The 19978-nt window shown below is 67.7% G+C and carries 17 protein-coding genes; 11 read left to right on the forward strand and 6 right to left on the reverse strand.

Translation table 11 applies throughout. From position 1 onward, the window contains the following. Positions 1–260: 260 nt before the first annotated feature. The gene (locus ACFU5M_RS11545; RefSeq protein ID WP_379047670.1) at positions 261–611 is read right to left on the reverse strand and encodes a winged helix-turn-helix transcriptional regulator; all 351 of its coding nucleotides are present in this window, start codon (positions 609–611) and stop codon (positions 261–263) included. Positions 612–682: 71 nt separating this feature from the next. On the opposite strand from ACFU5M_RS11545, the gene ACFU5M_RS11550 reads away from it, so the two are divergent. The 3 genes from ACFU5M_RS11550 (at position 683) to ACFU5M_RS11560 (ending at position 3158) form a co-directional block, all read left to right on the forward strand. Next, positions 683–1441 (forward strand): SDR family oxidoreductase, encoded by a 759-nt coding sequence (locus tag ACFU5M_RS11550; protein WP_379047673.1) that lies wholly within the window; start codon positions 683–685, stop codon positions 1439–1441. A 66-nt stretch (positions 1442–1507) separates the two neighbouring features. Further along, positions 1508–2446, forward strand: coding sequence for a phosphotransferase family protein (locus ACFU5M_RS11555; protein WP_379047676.1), 939 nt, complete (start codon positions 1508–1510; stop codon positions 2444–2446). A 259-nt stretch (positions 2447–2705) separates the two neighbouring features. Next, a complete protein-coding gene (locus tag ACFU5M_RS11560; RefSeq protein WP_379047679.1) occupies positions 2706–3158 on the forward strand; it encodes a DUF4254 domain-containing protein in 453 nt (150 codons plus the stop codon). Here the strand turns inward: ACFU5M_RS11560 and ACFU5M_RS11565 are convergent, their stop codons facing one another. From ACFU5M_RS11565 to ACFU5M_RS11575, 3 genes are all read right to left on the reverse strand, one after another. Then, a complete protein-coding gene (locus tag ACFU5M_RS11565; RefSeq protein WP_379047682.1) occupies positions 3159–3656 on the reverse strand; it encodes a hypothetical protein in 498 nt (165 codons plus the stop codon). It lies immediately after the preceding gene. Between the two features lie 92 nt (positions 3657–3748). Beyond that, a complete protein-coding gene (locus ACFU5M_RS11570) occupies positions 3749–5137 on the reverse strand; it encodes an APC family permease (RefSeq protein ID WP_379047685.1) in 1389 nt (462 codons plus the stop codon). A 183-nt stretch (positions 5138–5320) separates the two neighbouring features. Then, on the reverse strand, positions 5321–6190 hold the full coding sequence (locus tag ACFU5M_RS11575; RefSeq protein ID WP_379047688.1) for a helix-turn-helix domain-containing protein: 870 nt from the start codon (positions 6188–6190) through the stop codon (positions 5321–5323). A 561-nt stretch (positions 6191–6751) separates the two neighbouring features. Between ACFU5M_RS11575 and ACFU5M_RS11580 the strand changes: the two genes are divergently transcribed. From ACFU5M_RS11580 to ACFU5M_RS11590, 3 genes are all read left to right on the forward strand, one after another. Further along, positions 6752–7423 carry a PAS and ANTAR domain-containing protein gene (locus ACFU5M_RS11580; RefSeq protein WP_379047794.1) on the forward strand — a complete coding sequence of 224 codons (672 nt, stop codon included), beginning with the start codon at positions 6752–6754 and terminating at the stop codon, positions 7421–7423. Between the two features lie 287 nt (positions 7424–7710). Next, positions 7711–8823 (forward strand): terpene synthase family protein, encoded by a 1113-nt coding sequence (locus ACFU5M_RS11585; RefSeq protein ID WP_379047691.1) that lies wholly within the window; start codon positions 7711–7713, stop codon positions 8821–8823. Between the two features lie 117 nt (positions 8824–8940). After that, entirely contained in the window at positions 8941–10230 is a 1290-nt protein-coding gene (locus ACFU5M_RS11590; RefSeq protein ID WP_379047694.1) for a diguanylate cyclase domain-containing protein, read from the forward strand. A 146-nt stretch (positions 10231–10376) separates the two neighbouring features. On the opposite strand, the gene ACFU5M_RS11595 is transcribed toward ACFU5M_RS11590, so the two are convergent. Then, complete coding sequence (locus ACFU5M_RS11595; protein ID WP_379047697.1) at positions 10377–13796, reverse strand: protein kinase; 3420 nt, start codon at positions 13794–13796, stop codon at positions 10377–10379. Positions 13797–14073: 277 nt separating this feature from the next. Between ACFU5M_RS11595 and ACFU5M_RS11600 the strand changes: the two genes are divergently transcribed. The 3 genes from ACFU5M_RS11600 to ACFU5M_RS11610 all read left to right on the forward strand — a co-directional run bounded on the left by ACFU5M_RS11600 (position 14074) and on the right by ACFU5M_RS11610 (position 16330). After that, entirely contained in the window at positions 14074–14889 is an 816-nt protein-coding gene (locus ACFU5M_RS11600; RefSeq protein WP_379047700.1) for an amidohydrolase family protein, read from the forward strand. A 149-nt stretch (positions 14890–15038) separates the two neighbouring features. Beyond that, complete coding sequence (locus tag ACFU5M_RS11605) at positions 15039–15419, forward strand: DUF1304 domain-containing protein (RefSeq protein ID WP_379047703.1); 381 nt, start codon at positions 15039–15041, stop codon at positions 15417–15419. 467 nt (positions 15420–15886) lie between these two features. After that, on the forward strand, positions 15887–16330 hold the full coding sequence (locus ACFU5M_RS11610; protein ID WP_379047706.1) for a DUF4254 domain-containing protein: 444 nt from the start codon (positions 15887–15889) through the stop codon (positions 16328–16330). A 218-nt stretch (positions 16331–16548) separates the two neighbouring features. Here ACFU5M_RS11610 and ACFU5M_RS11615 read toward each other — a convergent pair whose 3' ends face one another. Beyond that, positions 16549–17157, reverse strand: a complete 609-nt coding sequence (locus tag ACFU5M_RS11615; protein ID WP_379047709.1) for a DUF4126 domain-containing protein — start codon at positions 17155–17157, stop codon at positions 16549–16551. A gap of 268 nt (positions 17158–17425) precedes the next feature. On the opposite strand from ACFU5M_RS11615, the gene map reads away from it, so the two are divergent. Together map and ACFU5M_RS11625 are read left to right on the forward strand one after the other, a co-directional pair. Next, a complete protein-coding gene (map, locus tag ACFU5M_RS11620; RefSeq protein WP_379047712.1) occupies positions 17426–18289 on the forward strand; it encodes a type I methionyl aminopeptidase in 864 nt (287 codons plus the stop codon). Between the two features lie 64 nt (positions 18290–18353). Further along, positions 18354–19892, forward strand: coding sequence for a cobyric acid synthase (locus ACFU5M_RS11625; RefSeq protein WP_379047715.1), 1539 nt, complete (start codon positions 18354–18356; stop codon positions 19890–19892). Positions 19893–19978 lie beyond the last annotated feature (86 nt).

Consider the following 19978-nt stretch of genomic DNA (forward strand, 5'->3'; position numbering starts at 1 on the left):
GCTGTCCGCACGGGCCCGGAGCCGATGGGCAGGGCCATGTCCGTTCGCGCGGTTCGTGGGGTGCGACTCGATGGATGCCTTCACGGGCGGCCGATGAACCGAGTCCTTCGGTGCGGATCACGCCGGGCCGTAGAGCGGCCGACGTTCGAGCGCGAGCCGTGGAGAGGTCGGAGCGTGGCAAGCGACGCTCCGCTGATTCGACCCCACAATCGCACTGATGGGTGGACATCACGCAGGCGCGGGCACCGAGCGTGAGCCGGTCAGTCGGTGCCGGAGTCGATGGAGGTCACGCGCCAGCGGCGCGACCAGTCCCAGACCGGTCCCAGCGCTGTGCCGAGTTCGGCGCCCGCGGTGGTCAATTCATAGGATTTGTCGGGATTCTTCGCGATCAGGCCCGCCGACTGCAGGTGTTGCAAGCGCACCGACAGCATGCTGGAGGAGCAGTTGCCCATGCGCCTGCGCAGTTCGAGGAAGCCGAGGCGGTCGAGCTCCAGTTCCCACAGGATGCGCAGGATCCAGCGCTGCCCGAGCAGGTCCATCGTGGCCAGCAGCGGCGCGTTCGCCGGGTCGTCCCGGCCGCGCGGCGGCTTGGGCAAGTTTGCACTTCTCATTTAGAACCAGCATAGTGATTCTGAATTAGAAGCACTGGCCCGGGTCTCCGGGCGGACCGAGAGGGTGGACGGTGGACGACACGACCGGACGGCGAATCGTTCTGATCACGGGCGCCTCTCGCGGTATCGGCGCGGAGACCGCTCGGGTGCTCGCGGCACGGGGTGACCACGTGGTGATCAACTATCGGGAGAAGGCCAAGCGGGCCGACACGCTGGCGGAGGCGATCCGGCAGGCGGGCGGCAGTGCGTCCACGGCGGGCGCCGATATCGCCGACCCGGATTCGGCACGCGACCTGGTCGCCGGGGTCGTCGAGGAGTTCGGCCGGTTGGATGTGCTGATCCTCAACGCCTCCGGTGGGCTGGAGCGCAACGCCTCGTCCGGATATGCGATGGCCCTCAATCGTGACGCGCAGGAACGGCTCGTGCGATTCGCCGTACCGCATATGCCTTCCGGCTCGCGGATCGTGTTCGTGACCAGCCATCAGGCGCACTTCCACGGCCGCAAACCGGTACCCGCCGACTACGAACCCATCGCCGCCAGCAAGCGCGCGGGCGAGGACGTACTGCGCGCCATGATCCCGGAACTCACCGCCGAGGGCATCGCCTTGCACGTCGTCTCCGGGGACATGATCGATGGCACGATCATCGTCCAACTGCTGGAGCGCCGAAATCCCGGCGCCGTCACCGCACGTCGCGACCAGGGCGCCTTGCCCACCGTCGCGGAGTTCGCCACCGCCGTCGCGCTGGCCACCACCGCACCCGCCGATCCGGGCCACACCACATACATCGGCGGTCAGGACTACCTCGACGCCTACGAGACCACTTCCTGAGCCGAGGGGTGCTCCGCTGGGGGTAATTCGGTGGCGGGTCGTGGGTACGGCTCGGATTATGGGGCGATGGTGAATTACTCGGGCACCGCGTTGCGGACCGGATGGGCCGAGGTGCCGCAGCCGGTGCGGCTGGAAGTGGAGCGCCTGCTCGGGGATGGCGTGTGCGCGGCCGTGGATCAGCGCGGCGGGTTCAGCCACGGCGTAGCGGTGCGCGTGCGCACCGCCGGGGGTGGGTCGGCCTTCGTGAAAGCGATCGAGGCAGGAGACGGACTCGCGCCGGTGTATAGGCAGGAGGCGCGCATCGCGTCGCGCCTGCCCGTGACGACGTCCGCGCCGCGATGCCGGTTCGTGAGCGAGATCGCGGGATGGTTCGTCGCGGGGTTCGACGATGTCGAGGGAGCGTTTCCGCGACTCGACGATCCGGGAGAGTTGCAGGACACCCTCGACTTGGTGACGCGGTTGGCGACGGAGCTGACACCGAGCCCGCTGTCGGACGTGCCGACCGTGGTGGACGCCTATGGGCCGGAACTGGTCGGCTGGCGGACGTTCGTCACCGCGGGGCCGCCTGCGGACCTGGACAGCTGGTCGGTTCGTCACCTGACGGAATTGGCCGACCTGGAAGCGACCTGGATGGTGGCCGCGGCGGGAGACACACTGCTGCACACCGATCTCCGGCCGGACAACATGCTGCGGCGAGCGGATGGCACGGTGCTGGCGGTGGATTGGGCGTGGGCTTGCCGGGGCGCCGCGTGGCTCGACCTCGTCGCTCTCGCTCCGTCGATCGCTGCGGCGGGGGTCGACCCCGAACCGATCATCGCCACCCATCCGGTGACCCGCGACGTCGACCCCGCGGCTGTCGACGCCTTCGTCTGCGCGCTCGCCGGCTATTGGGCCGCGGCCTGCCGTAAGCCGGGGCCGCCGCGTTCGCCCTTTTTGCGCGAGCATCAACGTACGTTTGCTCGACTCACTCGCGAGTGGCTGGCGTGTCGGCTCGGCGCGCAATAATCCCAGGAAAGACAGCTCTATCCTTGAAAAGTCTGAGGTCACTGAATGTTTGCCACAGATGGAGGATGGGCGGAGTCCGCAAAATCCGGTCGATGGGCGTGTCGTGTGAGCGGAACTCGTTGAATCCCGCGCGGCAGACGCCACTCTCGGTCACGCTGGGCACATGTGGATGTTCGGGCAGTGCCGGGACACCGGCGAGGCAAGGCATCGAGGACGTGGCCGAGACACGTCCACCCTGGTCGGAAGGGGGGTCCCGGAAATGGATCAAGCATCCGAGGCGCGGGTGATCCCCGGCAAAGAACTCCTGCTGGCCGCCTTCCGGGGCTTGCCGCACATGGATCATCCGATGCTGGAGGCGGCCGGCGAACTGGCTCAGCTGCATCAGACGCGCGAACGCACGCCCGCGAGCGGGTGCGACAAACTCGACCGTCGCCGGGCGCAACTCGTGCGCGGCATCGACCGCTGGGTCACCCTGGCGACGCCGATCCCGCCGCCCGCCGCGCCCGAGCACGCCGAGACCGTCGGCCGCGTGGTGGACCGGCTGGCCATGCTGGCCGGCCAGGCGTTCGTGGCGCTGGCGCACGCGCCGGAATCGGTCTTCTACGACGCGTGGATCCGGATCGACGAATTGGCGGACGGCTACCAGGATCTCGTCGATGATCTGCGGGCCGGGGCGAGGCGACTACCTGAGGGGCGCTACGACCGCTGGTAGCTATCCGTTACGCCCGAACAGCCGGAACGACCGCCTGCGCCGGCGCGGCAGGGTCGAGTACACCATGGTCATGTCGGCGAAGACCTCCGCTTCCCGTTCGCGATCGGCGCCGAAGTCGGCACGGCCGAGCACGTGTTCGATCGAGTGCGGCGAAATCGAGGGCAGGATGGCGGCCAGAGAAGGCGGCAACGGATCGGCGCGTTCCTGGTCGTTGTGGTGACCCAACAGCATGTGACCGACCTCGTGCAGGATGACGTGATCGGCGTTGCGGCCGGTCGCCGCGGCGTCGTACACGATGATGTCGTCGTGCTTGCGTGCCACCCACAGTCCGCCTCCGCCGCAGCCCAGGTCGGCCAACATCGCCTTCGGCACCGGGTGCAGGCTGATCGAGCGTCCGCGATGGGCGGCCACCGCAGCCAGATAAGCGGTCAGATTCCACGGGTTGGGGAGGGGCACGGTCCGGGTGGCATCCCCGAAACGGGATTCCATGCTGGTCATCGGCGCCCACCTTACCTATCGGGCGGCGACTAGTCATCTATGGATTTCCGGACACACGAGGGAGGTGATCCGCTGCGGGACAAGCCGACTGGTCACTCCGCGGGTGGGCCGCTGTCCAGCGGTTGTGTCCGCATGGAGCGGATGGCCAGGTAGTTCAGGCCCCACAGCGCGACCCCGATGGCCAGCAGCACGCCTGCGATGGCGTACTGCGCCGGGTTGCGGTCGGTGAGCGGTGTGACCAGAAAACCACAGGTGAGCGCGCCCAGTACGGGCAGCGGCGTGGGTGTCTTGAAGTGCTTGTGCGGCACCGGGTCCCGGCGCAGCACCAGCACGGCGACATTGACCACGGTGAACACCGCGAGCAGCAGCAGCGCCGTGGTGCCGCCGAGTTCGGGAACTTCGCCGACGAACAGGATCAGCCCGAGCGCGAGCAGTGTCGTGAAGACGATGGCGTTGTAGGGCGTCCGGCGCCGCTCGTGTACTCGGCCGAACGGCCGGGGCAATACCCCTTGCCGGGCCATGCCGTAGATCAGGCGGCTGGCCATCAGCATGTTGATCAACGCCGAATTGGCGACGGCGAACATGGTGATGTAGGCGAAGACGTGGGTCGGGAAGCTCGGCGCGCCCGCCTCGATCACCTTCAGCAGGGGCGTGTCGCCTTCGCCGAGCTGGTCGGCGGGGACGAGCGCGACCGCGCTGATCGACACCAGCACGTAGATCAGCCCGGTGATGAGCAGCCCGGCGAGCAGGACCTTCGGGAAGATGCGGGTGGGCTCCTTGCACTCCTCGGCCATGTTCACCGAGTCCTCGAAACCGACCATCGCGTAGAACGCGAGCGTGGTGGCCACGATGACGCCGCCGACCGCGTTGCGCTCGCCGGTGTCGAACTCGACGATGCGCGAGAAGTCACCGTCGCCGACGCCCAATGCCCAGCAGCCGATCGCGATGACGATCAGCAGACCGGTCAGTTCCACGCAGGTGAGCACCACATTGAGCTTCACACCCTCGCTCACACCACGTAGGTTGATCGCCGCCACCGCGGCCATGAACAGCAGCGCGATGACCGTCACCGCGATTCCGCTGCCGAGATCGAGGTCGAAGGCTTCGGCGAAGTTGGCCGCGAAGGCACGCGAGGCGGTGGAGGCGGAGGTGATACCCGAACTCATCACCGCGAAAGCGACCATGAAGGTGAGGAAGTGGATACCGAATGCCTTGTGCGTGTACAGGGCGGCGCCCGCGGCGTGCGGATATTTGGTGACCAGCTCCAGATAGCTGAAACCGGTGATGAGCGCGACCAGGAACGCCACGAGGAACGGTACCCACACCGCCCCGCCGACCTCGTTGGCGACCTTGCCGGTCAGCGCGTAGATGCCGGTGCCGAGGATGTCGCCGACCACGAACAGCAAGAGCAGCCCCGGCCCCATCACCCGTTTGAGTTCGGGCCCGGATTCTGATGTCGGATTCTCGGCTACTTCGGACATGCGTCCTCCCCTCGGCAGTAAGCGCGAGGGTACCCACTCGGGCGCGGAATAGTCGTTCTCCCGCGCCTAATTCACCATAATTTCGCACGCGACCAGCGGAATGGGCGGTGCGGGTATCCGCTGGGCAACCGGTCGGGGCGACCTTCGGACCATGCGGGTGGGGCGGACCGGTTCCGGCCGCGGCTAGTCTTCCCGGTCCATCCCGAGCGCGGCATCCGCGATCATCGCCGCGGAGTCGCGTGGGCTCAGCGCCATGGCGCGCAGCTGATCGAAAATGACTCCGAAACGTCGGATTTCGGTATGGCCTTCGATCAACTCGTCACCCGCCATGCCCTCCACGTAGACCAGTTCGGGGTCGGCGGGATCGTGGAAATCCAGCAGGGTGAACGAGCCGGCCATGCCGGGGTGGGCACCCGCGTCGAACGGCAGGATTTGCAGAATCACGTTCTTACGCTTGATCTCTTGCAGCAGCCGGTCGAGCTGACCCCGCATCACCGCGGGACCGCCGACGGTACGACGGATCGCGGCCTCGTCCAGGACCACCCACAGTTCGAGCGGGTCCTCCCTGGTCAGGTTGACGGCGCGGTCCATCCTGGCCTTCGCCCTGCTCTCCATGACCGCCGCCTCCAGCTTCGGCATCGAGGTGTCGATCACCGCCGTCGCGTACTCGTAGGTCTGCAAAAGCCCCGGGATGAAGGAGGTTTGGTAGTGCCGGGCCGACAACGCCTCGGACTCGAAGTTGATGTAGGCGGCGTAGACCTCCGACACGCTGCCCTCGTAGGCGCGCGACATGCCCGGCTTCAGCGCGTCGGACAGGAGCTCCAGGGCATCCTCGCGCTGCTCGTCGGCGATGCGGTAGAGGTCGAGCATCGCCATGAGGGTGCGTCGCTGCGGACGGGCCTGGGCGGTCTCGATCCGGTACAGCGTGGTGACGTTGATGCCGGTCTTCGCGCTGACCTCTTCCTTGCTGAGCTGGGCATTCTCGCGCATTTCGTGCAGCATCGCGGCCAGCCGTCGCAACCGGACGGTCAGTACGGTGCGCTTGCCTGCCATCAGTACAACCCCTTCGGTCTACGCACTTGCTGGAACGTGTTATGACGTTCGCCCTCGAATGCGGCCTATGTGCAGCGGATCTGTGCCGTGTGTGGGCACAGCAACAGAGACTACCTCCAGTGATCCACGTTATGGTCAGTGTTTTCGCGGGCATTGTGTTCGGCGGCCGAGATCGAGGGGCTAACCGAACCGGCTACTCGGTTGAGGCGGTGTGCGGAGACTCGCGGACCCGCTCGGCGTCGCCGTGCGGTCGGCGGGACGGCCGTGCCGCCGAAAAGCGACCGCCGGATGCCGCCGCCGCGTCCGCTTCGTCTGCTGCCGGAAGCGGGCGGTCGCCGGTGTCCTGCCATGCCGGGAGGGGGCGCATACGCAGCCCCAGCCTTCGGCGCGATCTCCTATTGCAGGTTAATTGCTATCTAATTCATGCGTATTCTATATAGGTCATCTACCCCGGTAGATACCGCTTTATGTTGGATGCGGAGAGTTTGCCACAATTTGATTTCATCTCGTGTTCCGGTCCGTGGCCCGCGGACGCCGATGGATAATGACCGCGTGACGAGGATGGATGACCTCGCGCTGAGAAGCGCCTCCGCGATAGCGAGCGTCATCGCGGGCACGCCGCAGAGCGTGGGCAGCTTCCGCTTCTGGTTCGAGGATCAGCGTTGGGAATGGTCGGATGAAGCGGCCGCGATATACGGCTACACCGAGCGGGACGCTCAACCCACTACAGAGTCGCTGCTGGCGCACAAGCACCCCGACGACCGCGCGCTGGTCGCTCAGTCCATCGCCACGGCGGTGCGGACCGGCGAGCCGTTCTGTGGCCGCCACCGCGTCATCGACACCGCCGGGCGGACCCACCACGTCATCGTGGTCGCCGATCGCATGCTCGACGACCGGGGGCTGGTGGTCGGCACCACCGGTTACTTCATCGACGTGTCCGGCACCCTCGAGGAGAACCGGCAGGAGATCCTCGACGGCACCCTGCCCGAACTGGTCGAAACACGAGCGGTGATCGAGCAGGCCAAGGGCGTGCTGATGGTCGTGTACGGCATCAACGCCGAACAGGCGTTCCGGGTCTTGCAGTGGCGCTCGCAGGAAACCAACATCAAGTTGCGGACGCTGGCGCGGCAACTGGTCGGCGAGGTCCCCGCGATGGGCGGCGGTCCGGCCTCGCAACGGGCCTGCTTCGACCATCTGCTACTGACTATGCACGACGTTCTGGCGGCGAAGTGAGCGCCGGGTTCGGTGACCGATCGCCGATGAGTCGAGCGTAGGTCGCGCGCCGGTTGACACCGGTCCGTGCCACGCGTCCGGAACGAGCCGCTTGCCTGCATGCGCCACCGCGACCCTCCCGCCGCGGGCCGAACTCGCCGTTCGCCGCGGCGTCGCCGTGGAATGCCCGGCGTCCCAACGTCATACGCGGCGCGGGTGGTGCGTGATCTTCGCCCCTTCGACCGATCCCACTCCCGATAAGTCGGAGACAATTCATCAGAAGTAACCATAGTGGGAGGGAGTCCGTTGTGGTCAGTGAGTACACATCGGCACTCGAGCGGGAGATCGTCGGCATGCGCGGGCAACACGAGGTGTTGCTGCGAACGGCGCGGCAGTGGTCGTTGCGCGCGATGTTCGGCACACCCGACTGGGACATCGTCGATTACTGCCGCGACTTCCGGCCCAACCGGTTCGGCGAGCAAGCGTGTGCGGAGGTGGAACGCTTCTGCCGCGAGCACGGCATCTGGCTCGAGCCCGCCGGACCGCACTACAACAGCATGACGCCCTACCTGCAACCCGGCGCCGTCAGCGCCGAGCGGATGACGATCATCGGTCTCTACAACGCGATTCTGTTCTGGCTCAACGACACCGTCGGCCGGGAGAAGTTCGGGCACCTCGGCGACGACGAACAGCGCTCGGCGCGCGTGGCGATCGACCGGCTGTGCGTGCTCCTGCGCACGCGCTCGGCTCCCGAGGACGCCACCCCACTGGAGACGTCGACGTCGTCGTTGCTCGCGATGCTGTCCGCCCTCGCGGACCCGGCCTGGCTCGACCGGTTCGTCGAAGCCACCATCGAGCACCTGCGGCCGGCGATCCAGGATCAGAACGCCCGGGCTCGCGGCGGGTTGCTCAGCGTCGCGGAGTACATCGATCTGCGGGCCCAGGTGTCGGGCATGTACCCGGCGATCGCGCTGTGCGAGTTCGGCCGCGACGACTACCTGCCGTGGGAACGCATCCGGCACGCCGGGCTGGACGGCGATCTCCACCGGCTGCGGACGCTGACCGCGGAGATCGGCGCGCTGATGAATGACGTGTTCTCGTTCGAGAAGGAGTGCATCGTCGATCTCGCGGATTTCAATTTGATCCCGGCGGTCCTGTTGAACCATCCCGGATGGTCGCTGGAGGACGCCGTACAGGGCGCCACCGAGATAGTGCGCGCCCGGCTCATCGAGTTCCGTGAGCTGGGCGCGGTGGCCGCGCAACGATGTGAACGCCTGGCCGCGCAGGACGCCGCCACGGCGGCCACCGTTTCGACCCATCTCGCCGATCTGGTCGCGTGCGTCCAGGCGACCTGGGTCTGGCAGGTCAAGACTCTGCGGTACAAAGGTGCGTCGATATTCAGGGAGAACGGGTTGCAATAGTCCCGCTATCTCACCAGTGCTGGGGATGCTTCCAGGCGGCAGTACTCGACGGTCTCGAACATCTGTGGATACGATGCGTCGGGGGCTATCTCCGGCCTGAATGGTGAGGGGGTTGCGGTGGAACAGATCGAACTCGCCAGGATGGCGAACTTGTGGTGGCGCGCCCTGCAGGCCGTCGCCGGTGGGTCCGCGTCTGTACCGGACCCCGAATTCGTGCTGCTCGGGATGATCGAGGAGTTGGTCTCCGGTCTGGAGGCAGAGCCGTTCGACGCGGGCGCCGGTCTCCGCGTGGGTGCGGCGCTGGTCTCCGCGGGGCTGGTCGGCCCGGCCGTGCCCAGTACATCCGCCCAGGTCCTGTACGGATTGGCCGAGCACCGGACAGCTCCGGAGACCGGACGGCGGCTCGCGGCGCTGCTCGCGGCGGTCGGGCAGGGATACGAGGCACAGGCGCGCTCGCACGAGGAAGCGGTGCGTGAGGCACGCCGATCCGACGACGCGCGCTTCCGGGTGGTCTTCGACAACGCGGCGATCGCGATCGCCATCGGGGACACCGACGGTACGTTGCTCGACGTCAATCGCGGCTTGGCCGAGATGATCGGAATCCCGGCGGAAGCCCTGCGCGGGGTGTCCGTCTACGACTTCGCGCACCCCAGCGATCGCGAGGGCATCCGCACGCTGGTGTACGAGAAGCTGGTTCCGGCCGAGCAAGGCACGGTGCGCCTGGAACAGCGGATCCGTCGCGCCGACGACAGCTACGGGTGGGCGTCGTTCGCCATCACCTTTGTCAAGGGTGCGGACGGGCAGAGCGATTATCTGCTCGCGGTCGGCGAGGACGTCACCGAGCAGCACCGGATGCGCGAGGAGTTGCACCGCCAGGCCCGCCACGACCCGTTGACCGGACTGCCGAACCGGCGCCATCTCATCGAACGGATCGACGCGATGATCGCCGAGGCCCGCAACGGGGATCGCGCGGGATTGTGTTTCGTCGACATCGACCGCTTCAAACACATCAACGATCGCTACGGTCACGGAACCGGTGACCAGATCTTGACCGCGGTCGCCGGGCGCCTGCAGGACAGTGTGCGCGGATCGGGGTGCCTGGTGGCCCGCATCGGCGGTGACGAGTTCGTCGCGCTGATCCCGCCGCCTGCCAGCGACCACCGAGTGGCTACCGTGGCGAACAGCCTGCTCGAGGCGCTGGTCGATCCCATCACGGCCGGTGACCGGCGACTACGCATGTCGATCAGCATCGGCGCGGTCGTCACGGCGGTCGCGGGCGCGGACGCCGAATCGCTGCTCGACGCCGCCGACACCGGCCTCTACCGGGCCAAGGCCGACGGTAAGGGCCGGTGGGTGTTGCACATTTTGGACACCGACACCTCACGCGGTCCGCAACCGGTGTTGTGAGCCGAGGAAACGGTCGGTCGCTCGGCCCCACGGGATCTTCGCGCGAGCCGAATCCGGTCGGTGATGTTCCGTGGACGCGAGGCCGGGACGCGCAAACGTGGTCGGAGTGACCGCCGTGGAGTTCCGGTAGCCGTTCGCGAGAAGTTTCAGCGCGCCAGCAACCTGTGCAGGAATCTCGGCGGGACCATCGGCCGTTCGTCGTCCCAACGCCCTTCGCGCAGGTCGTAGTCCAAGCTGTGCAACAGCGACATGATCCAGGGCCCCTCGTCGAGCAACGGCCGGATGAGCCCGGCGTCGGCGTACCGGATCACTACCTGGACCAACTCGTCCTTCGCCGATTCGGTCTTTCCCGCCGCGGCGAGGCAGGAGGCGAGCAGCAGTGACGCCTGCGCCGCGGCCCGGGGGCGTCGATCGGCGTCGATCGAATCCCGCAACTGCCGGGCGCGCGCGGACGCGGCGGCAACGCGCTTGAGCGCTCCGGAACGCAGCAGCATCCGGATCGCGGAATCCTCGCGTAGTTCCGCGGTCATCGTGGCGATACCGCTTTCCCCGGCAGGCGGCTCGGTGACGTAGGTGGCCGTCAGGCCGAGCCTGACCTGCTCGTTGGCGATGCGGGTGGCCAGCCGCGGCAGCTTGAGGGCGCGCGCCACCTCGGCGCCTTCGTCCAGCCTGCGCGCGGCGGCGGCCAGGTCACCGCGCAGGGCCTTGATCCGGGCGCCGGTGGCGTAGTTGGCCATCAGGAAGTCGACCGGGCCGCCCTCGGTGCCGAGCCGCCCTGCTTCGTCCAGCAGGCGCTCGGCCGCGGCGAGCTGGTCGCGTTCGTAGAGCAACTCACCGAGCATGGCGCCTGCCAAGCGAGTGGCGTAGGACCGCGGGCCCGAGGACTTGGCGACGTCGAGCGCGGTTTGGAAGCTGCGCTCCGCCTCGCCCATATCGAGCTGTTCCCGCGCCGCGACGCCGACCAGACTGTGGCTGTACATCAAGATGAACGTGCTGCGGGTCTGCCGGTAGAACGGTGTGGCCCAGTCGTGCCATTCCCGCGCCCGCACGTAGTCGAACCGGCTGAACGCGGTGAACGCGGCAAGATTCGCGGCTTCGCACAGTACCCACGGACCCAATGTGTCGGCCCGGCCCAGGCATTTGCTCACCACGGCGTCCACGCCTTCCGGATGGTCGGCGAACGCGCGCTCCACACACTCGATGAGATCGGCTTCGAGCGCCAGATCGGGATCGGCCTCCGGAGCCTTGTCCAGCGCCGCCCGCACCAGCCGTAACGCGGCGTGCGATTCGGTGGGCCTGCGTAGCAGCGCGTGGGCCCAGGCGATCGCGATCTGCAACCGAGGGCGCGCGGCGGCGGCCGCGGGCGGAAGTTTGGCGACCAGTCCGAGAAAAGTCGCCAGTTGCGCGTCTTCGACCAGCGCACGGGCTTTCGCCTCGAGGATGTCGACGGCCATCTCCCCGTTGTTGCCGGCCAGCGCGTGGTCGATGGCCTCGCTGAGCATCCCGTGATCGCCGAACCAGGCGGCCGCCGCGCGGTGGAGTTCGGGAACTCGCTCGGGATGGTCTCGTTCGAGTCGCCTGCGCAGGAACTCCGCGAACAGATGGTGGTAGCGGAACCAATCGCCGCTCTCGTCGACGCGGCGCAGGAACAGATTGCGGCGTTCGAGGTTCTCCAACAGGTCCTGCCCCTGCGGCCGTCCGGTGAGGGCCGTGGCCAGGCTGCCGGAGACCCGGGCCGGCAGCGAGGTTTTGAGCAGCACGTCGAGTAGCTCGGGCTCGACGGTGTCGAGCACGTTCTCGGCCAAGTACTCGGCGATGGCATGATCACGCCCCGACAGGTGGGCGATCAGCGAAGCGGGATCGGGGTGCTCGCGTAGTGACAGCGACGCCAGCTGCAATGCCGCCGCCCAGCCTTCGGTGTAGTCGCGCAGCTCGGCGCTCTCGGTGTCGGCCAGGGTGAGCCCGGTCTGCTCGGCCAGGAACGCCCGCGCCTCGTCGGCATCGAAACGCAATGCGGCGGCGTCGATTTCGACCAACTCGTGGCGCACGCGCATGGTCCCGAGCGGCAGACCCTCGAGCGATCGGCTGGTCAGGATGACCTGCAAGTGCTGCGGACCCTCCTCGATCAGATAGTGCAGGGCATCGACGGCGGCGGGATCGGTGATCCGATCCCAGTCGTCGATCACCAAGGCGAACCGCTCGTCGCGTTTGTCGATGGCGTCGACCAGTGTGGTGAGTACGTAGCGTGCGGCGGCCGCGTCGCCCTCTTCCAGGACCGGTGCCAGGTCGGGAGCCAGCGCCGGGCTCACGCGGTTGATCGCCTCGATCAGATGCGTCAGCAACCAGACGACGTTGTTGTCGTCACGGTCGACGTTCAACCAGGCCACCGCCACTTTCTCGGTTTCGGCGAGGCGCTTGGCCCACTGGGCCGCCAGCGTGCTCTTGCCGAATCCGGCCGGGGCATGGATGACGGCCAGGCGCGGGCGCGGCTCGGTCTGCAACGCGTTGATCAGGCGCTCGCGCTGGACCAGCGGCCGAGTGGACATCGCCGGGCGGAATTTGGTCTCGGGTGTCGGCGGTGTCTTGGGGTGCGGAGTGGGGAACCGCGCGGTGGCGGTCAACGGGCGCGTGCTGAGGTCTTCGGGCGCGGGTCGATCGCCGGTGGGCAGCGTCATCTGCTGGACCGGCATGTCGTTGCCGCGCTGGATATCGCGTAGCAGGTCGCCGAACGCGGCGGCCGAGGCCGGACGGTCGGCGGGGTTGTGCGCCATGCTGACCTCGATGGCGGTGGCCACCTCGTCGGGGATGCCGTCGAGCCGCAGATTCGGCAGCGGGTCGGCGGCGATGCGCAGGAACTGCGCGACGATCTGCTCGCCGGAGCGGCGCTCGTACGCCGCGTGACCGGTGACCATGGCGAACAGCGTCGCACCGAGCCCGTAGATGTCCGAGGCGACCGACGGCACGCCGGAACGCAGCACCTCCGGCGCGGTGAACGCGGGCGAGCCGGTCACCACTCCCGTGGTGGTCTCGAATCCGCCTTCCACCCGGGCGATCCCGAAATCGGTGAGCTGCGGCTCGCCGTAATCGGTCAGCAGGACATTCCCCGGTTTGATATCGCGATGCAGGATGCCGGCACGGTGCGCGGTCTCCAAGGCGCCTGCCAGTTTCACGGTGATCCCGATCGCCTCGGGCACGGGCAGGAGACCTTCCCGGCGGATCCGGTCCTCCAGCGAACCGTGCGAGTGATACGGCATCACCAGGTAGGGCCGCCCGCTGCGGGTGGTTCCCACTTGCAGGATCGGCACGATATTCGGGTGGCCGGACAGCGCACCCATAGCCTGTTGCTCGCGCAGGAATCGTTCGACGTTCTCCGGTTCCAGCTCCGGCCGTGCGGTGAGGACCTTGACCGCGACGCTGCGATTCAACGCCCGCTGCCGGCATCGGTAAACCACACCGAATCCGCCCTTGCCGATCACTTCGGGGTCGTCGAGACCCGCGCCCTCCAGTTCCCGCTCGATACCTGGAGGCCGATCGTGCTGTGTGGCGAACGGGTCCGAACCGGCCATGGCCCTGCTCTGCGTCGGATGTCTTAGTCCTGCGGTAGATACCCAGTTTATGCCCAGCGAACCAGGCCACTGACTATTACGCTTGATATAGAAGAACAGGTGAGGTGGGCGCTGCGCTGCTGGATGCCCGAGGGCGCAGGATTCGCGCCTCGGCATGGCTACATGCCTCGGAGGCGCGGAAGCAGCTGTCCGGCGGCCTCTGTCACCAGGTAGACCGCGCGGAGCGGATGCCGTCGCAGGGGTGTCGAGCAGCTATGACGTATGTCAGAATCCGCGCATGACCATCGACGTCTGGGCGCAACATCCGACGCGGCGATTTCTCGCCCACGACATGTTCGCCTCGCTACGGCGGTGGACCGGAGCCGTGATACCGACCGACGAAATCCCGCTCGAGGTCACCCTCGACGCGATGGACGCCGCAGGCGTCGACCGAGCCCTCATCTCGGCGTGGCACGCGCCGGAAGGGGTCCTCATCTCCAACGACGAGGTCGCGGCCTGGGTGGCGGAGGCGCCGGAGCGCCTGCTTGCGATCGCGTCGGTGGACTTGCGCAGGCCGATGGAGGCGGTCCGGGAACTGCGCCGCCGCGTGGAGGAAGGGTTCAAGGGCCTACGGGTGCTGCCATGGCTGTGGGAACTCCCGCCGACCGATCGGCGCTTCTACCCGTTGTTCGCGGCCTGCGTGGAGTCGGGTGTGCCGTTCTGCACGCAGGTCGGGCACACCGGTCCGCTGCGGCCGTCGGAGACCGGGCGCCCCATCCCGTACATCGATCAGGTGGCGCTCGACTTCCCGGAGCTGACGATCGTCTGCGGGCACGTCGGCTACCCGTGGACCGAGGAGATGATCGCCGTCGCGCGCAAGCACGAGAACGTCGTCATCGACACCTCGGCGTACACGACGAAACGTCTTCCGGCGGAATTGGTTTCCTATCTGAAGTCCGGTAGCGGCCGCCACAAGGTGCTGTTCGGCACGAACTACCCGATGATCTTCCCGCAGCACGCGCTCGACGGACTCGCCGCCCTCGGCCTCGACGACGAGACCCGCGAGCTGTACCTCGACGGCAACGCGCGGCGTGTTTTCGGACTGGCCGGTTGACCGAATCGTGCGGCGGCGTGTCGGGGATGTGCTGCGCGCTGCTCGGGCCATAAGATGCCTCGGCACGCCGGAGTCGACCGGGCTGTCGCGCGGATCTTCGCCGGATCCGTTGTGGCGTCACCGGTCGTCGCGCATCGTGAGGAGGTCGAATGCTCTGGGTGGTACAGGTGTTCGCCGTCGCGGCCGCTGTGCTCCATGTCGGCATCTTCGTCATGGAGTCGGTGCGGTTCGGCGACCCCAAGGTGTACCGGGGGGTTTTCCGTATTTCCGAAGCCGAACTGCCCGCGGCGCGGCCATGGGCGTTCAATCAGGGCTTCTACAACCTGTTTCTCGCGGTGACCACCCTTGTGGGCGTGGCGATCCTGCGGTCGGCGCCGGAAGCGGGATGGGCGCTGGTACTCAGCGGATGCGGGTCGATGCTGGCCGCGGCGGTGGTGCTGGTGGCGCACGACCGGCGGTTCGCCAGAGGAGCGGCGGTGCAGGGAACGCTACCGGTGCTGACGTTGCTGGCCGCGGCGACCCAGCTCTGACGGCAAGGTAGTCGGCCGGCGCGCTGAAGTCGCCGCGCCGGTATCGGTATCGGTGCCGTGGTGCGACACGATCCGTGCCGCGTCGCCGAGGCCGGTGAGGATGAGCGGCGCACTCCCGGCAACCGAAGGTTCGCGGCGGTGGGCGAATTCGTACCCGCGGGAGGAGAAGCGACCGTGCGGGTGACCAGAAGTCGGGAACGGCCGGCGAGGCACACCATCGCCGCCCGGTGTGGAGAGCACTCGACCGGCGAGCCGAAAAGGGTTGCGGCCGGTCTGCTCTGGGCGTTCACGCGCCGTCAGGAGCCCTTGACCGCAGAATGCGGACGCAATCTTGCGTTCTTGCATCTGTACGTGCATGATCCAGCTAGCCTAGTTGTGACAACGATCCGATGGCCGGGATAACGGAATCGAGAGCCAATTATGTTGGTACAAAGAGCGTTGGTGTCGGGTGAACTCGGGTGGCGCCGATGAGCGCGCCGACAGTGGGCGTCTTACCGACCGCACCACAATTGCTGTGCGCTTTCCAGGGGCGGCGTTTCCAAGACCGGGAACTCCTGCGGTCCGCACACGCACTCGCCGAGCTGCACCAGCACCGCGTGCACGTGGTGGATGCCGCACTTCTCGCCGAAATCGACTGCCGGCGTCGTGAACTCGTCGACGACATCAACGACTGGGTCGCGCAGGAGATCCCACAGCATCGCAACGGGGCCTCGCTGCACACCGAAAGCCTGGGCGCCGTGGTGGACCGGATGGCGCGTAGCTGGGTGAACGCGAATCAGATCATTCACACCGAGGGCGCGCGCAGCGACAATACCCATAAACATTGGTATCAACTGGCCGAACTCGTCGACGGGTACACTGATCTGGTAACCGACGTGGCCGGTGGCCGCCGCCGTTTGCCCGAACAATGATTTCGTCGCCACGGTGGTCTCGTCCGCGGTAGTGACACTGCCCCGCAGCGTCACTCGTCCGAAATGGCGACGTTCCGGTGTGAGTCATCCGACCAATGACTTCGACCGGGCGATTGCGTCGCCGGCACAGTGACGGCGGGCGCAATGGGGCGCCCCGCCCGGCGTGCCGCGTGGTCGACTGGCGCGGCACGCCCGCTACCGATTTCGCTGCGTGGCAATTATTCCGCGACTCGTACGCGGTCGCCCGCGCGCGCTGCCCGGCGGGCGTGCCGCCGCCGCCGATAGCGACGGATTCGGCTCGCGCAGAAATACAGCAGCGCCAGACCGAGGGCGAGCAGAATCGCCGCGATCACCGCCGCGGCCAAGGGGTGGAAGACGGCGAGGGTGACAACCCCGGCGACGGTCACGTCCTCGGCGGTGCTGACCACGATATTGCTGGCGGGCTCCGGGGAGGTGTTGACGGCCATCCGCGTTCCGGCCTTCACCAAATGGCTCACCAGCGCGGCCGTGCCACCGACTGCACCCGCGGCCAGTTCCGGCAACGATCCGTCCTGTCCGGCCAGCAGCGCCGCGACCACGGCTCCCGCGATCGGCCGTACCACCGTGTGCACCGCGTCCCAGAACGAGTCGAGATACGGGATCTTGTCCGCCACCGCCTCGATCAGGAACAACACCGCCGCCGCGATCAGGACATCCGTGCGCTGCAACGCTTCCGGTACGGAATCGGCGAACCCGAACCGGCCGAAGAGCCCGAGCAGCAGGACCACCGCGTAGGCGTTCACGCCACTCGCCCAGCCCGCGGTGAAGATCAGAGGTAGTACGGACACCTCGCCCATGGTATGGCGAGCGGGCGGCCTTCGGTGTCGGAGGCGTGGTCGCGGCACCGGAGGTCGTGTCGACGAGCGAAATGGCAGTCGTGAACTCGGTCGTGCGCCGGTCGAACTCCCTGGTTGGCCGGAGTCGCGGGCGCCGAGGGTGCGGAAGGCTGCGACTGTCATCGGCGGGGTAGGCGTGCCGGGCTGAAGCGGACCGTGGTCCAGGCCTGTTCCCGCTGGCCCTCGGCATCGGCGCGGTCGTCCGATTACGCTGTTCGCTATGTCTGTCCGCACTCGCCAGCCCCTCGTCCCCGGAACGTTGTCGCCGACCCGTGAAGTCCCGCGCGCCATCGAGCGCCCGGAGTACGCGTGGAAGAAGACCGCCGATGAGGGCCGCGAGCCCTGGGTGCAGACCGCGGAGACGATCGAGAAGATGCGCATCGCGGGCAAGATCGCCGCGCGGGCGCTGGAAGAGGCGGGCAAGGCGGTCGCGCCCGGCGTCACCACCGACGAGCTGGACCGGATCGCGCACGAGTACATGTGCGACCACGGCGCGTACCCGTCGACGCTGGGTTACAAGGGCTTCCCGAAGTCGTGCTGCACCTCGCTGAACGAGGTGATCTGCCACGGCATTCCGGACTCCACCGTGATCGAGGACGGTGACATCGTCAATATCGACGTCACCGCCTACATCGACGGCGTGCACGGCGACACCAACAAGACCTTTCTCGCCGGTGACGTCGACGAGGAGGTGCGCCTGCTGGTCGAGCGGACGGAGGAGGCCACCATGCGGGCGATCAAGGCCGTACGGCCCGGCCGGGCGCTGAACGTGATCGGTCGCGTCATCGAGTCCTACGCCAACCGGTTCGGCTACGGCGTGGTGCGCGACTTCACCGGCCATGGTGTCGGCCCGACGTTCCACAGCGGGCTGGTCGTGCTGCACTACGACCAGCCGGCGGTGGAGACCATCATCGAACCGGGCATGACGTTCACCATCGAGCCGATGATCAACCTCGGCGGCATCGACTACGACATCTGGGACGACGGCTGGACCGTGGTCACCAAGGACCGCAAGTGGACCGCGCAGTTCGAGCACACCTTGGTGGTCACCGAGTCGGGGACCGAGATCCTGACCCTCCCGTGAGCGGCGGCCTGGCCGGTCGCGATCCGGTCGCCCGGATGGCCGCGTACCGCATGACCGGACCGCGATGAAGGGCGCGCTGCTCGTCGCGGGCACGACCTCGGACGCGGGGAAGAGCGTGGTCGTGGCCGGGATCTGCCGGATGCTGGCGCGGCGCGGCGTGCGCGTCGCCCCGTTCAAGGCACAGAACATGTCCAACAACTCCGTGGTGACGCTGGACGGCGGGGAAATCGGGCGGGCGCAGGCGTTGCAGGCCCAGGCGTGCGGGCTGGAGCCGAGCGTGCGGTTCAATCCGGTGCTGCTCAAGCCGGGCAGTGACCGTCGTTCCCAGTTGGTGGTGCGGGGAAGGGCGATCGGCACTGTCGGCGCGGAGGACTATTTCCGGCATCGCCGGGAGTTGCGTGCGGTGGTGGCCGCCGACCTCGCCGCGCTGCGTGCCGAATTCGACGTGGTCGTGTGCGAGGGTGCCGGATCGCCCGCCGAGATCAATTTGCGCGCGACGGATCTGGCGAACATGGGTCTCGCGCGCGCCGCGGAACTGCCCGTGCTGCTCGTCGGGGACATCGATCGCGGTGGCGTGCTCGCCCACCTGTTCGGCACCGTCGCCATCCTGGAACCCGAGGATCAGCGATTGATCTCGGGTTTCATCGTCAACAAGTTTCGCGGCGCGGTGGAACTGCTGCGGCCGGGGCTGGAGCGTCTCACCGAGCTCACCGGCCGCCCCACCCTCGGCGTGCTGCCGTATGCCGAGGACCTCTGGATCGATGCGGAGGACTCGCTGGGCACCCTGGCCGACGCACCGGTCGGGCGCCCTCGGCCACCGGTGGGCGCCGAATGGCTGACCGTCGCCGCGATCCGGCTGCCGCGCATCTCCAACTCCACGGACGTGGACGCGCTGGCCTGCGAGCCGGGCGTGGCGGTGCGCTGGGTGACCGAGCCGTCCCGGCTGGCGGGCGCCGATCTGGTGGTCCTGCCCGGTAGCAAGGCGACGGTGTCGGATCTGCGGTGGCTGCGGCGTACCGGCATCGCCGACGCCCTGCGGGCACGCGCCGCCGCGGGCGGGCCGATCCTGGGCATCTGCGGCGGGTACCAGATGCTCGGCACCCGCATCCTGGACCGCGTCGAGTCCGGCGCGGGCGAGGTCGACGGTGTGGGGCTGCTGGATCTGATCGTCGAGTTCGCCGAATCCAAGGTGCTGCGCCGTAGCGAAGGGCACGCCGGGGGAGTCGCCGTGCGGGGCTACCAGATCCACCACGGCCGCGTCACGCACCGCGGCGACCCGGCGTGGCTCACCGTCGACGGCGAGCCGGAAGGCAGTGTTCGTGGCGCGGTATGGGGCACTCATCTGCACGGGCTGCTGGAGTCCGACGAGTTGCGCCGTGCGTGGCTGCGCGCGGTGGCCACGGCGGCGGGCCGGACGGGTTTCGTTGTGGCCGAGAATGTTTCGGTCTCGACGGCGCGTGCCGCGCAGCTCGATCTGCTGGCCGATCTGGTCGAGGACCACCTCGATATCGCCGCGCTCGAGCAGTTGCTCGCCAGGGGCGCGCCCGCCGGTTTGCCCGTCCTGACCACCGACGCGGTCCTCGCGGGCGACCGTATCGGTTGACGCGAACCACCGTGCGCCTTACCTTGCAGTAAGGAATTCGGCTTCAGGTAAGGCTCGGAGCCGATCGGAACGGTCGGGTGTGAGGA

Origin of the sequence: Nocardia sp. NPDC057455 (assembly GCF_042802775.1) — a bacterium.
Lineage (GTDB): Bacteria > Actinomycetota > Actinomycetes > Mycobacteriales > Mycobacteriaceae > Nocardia.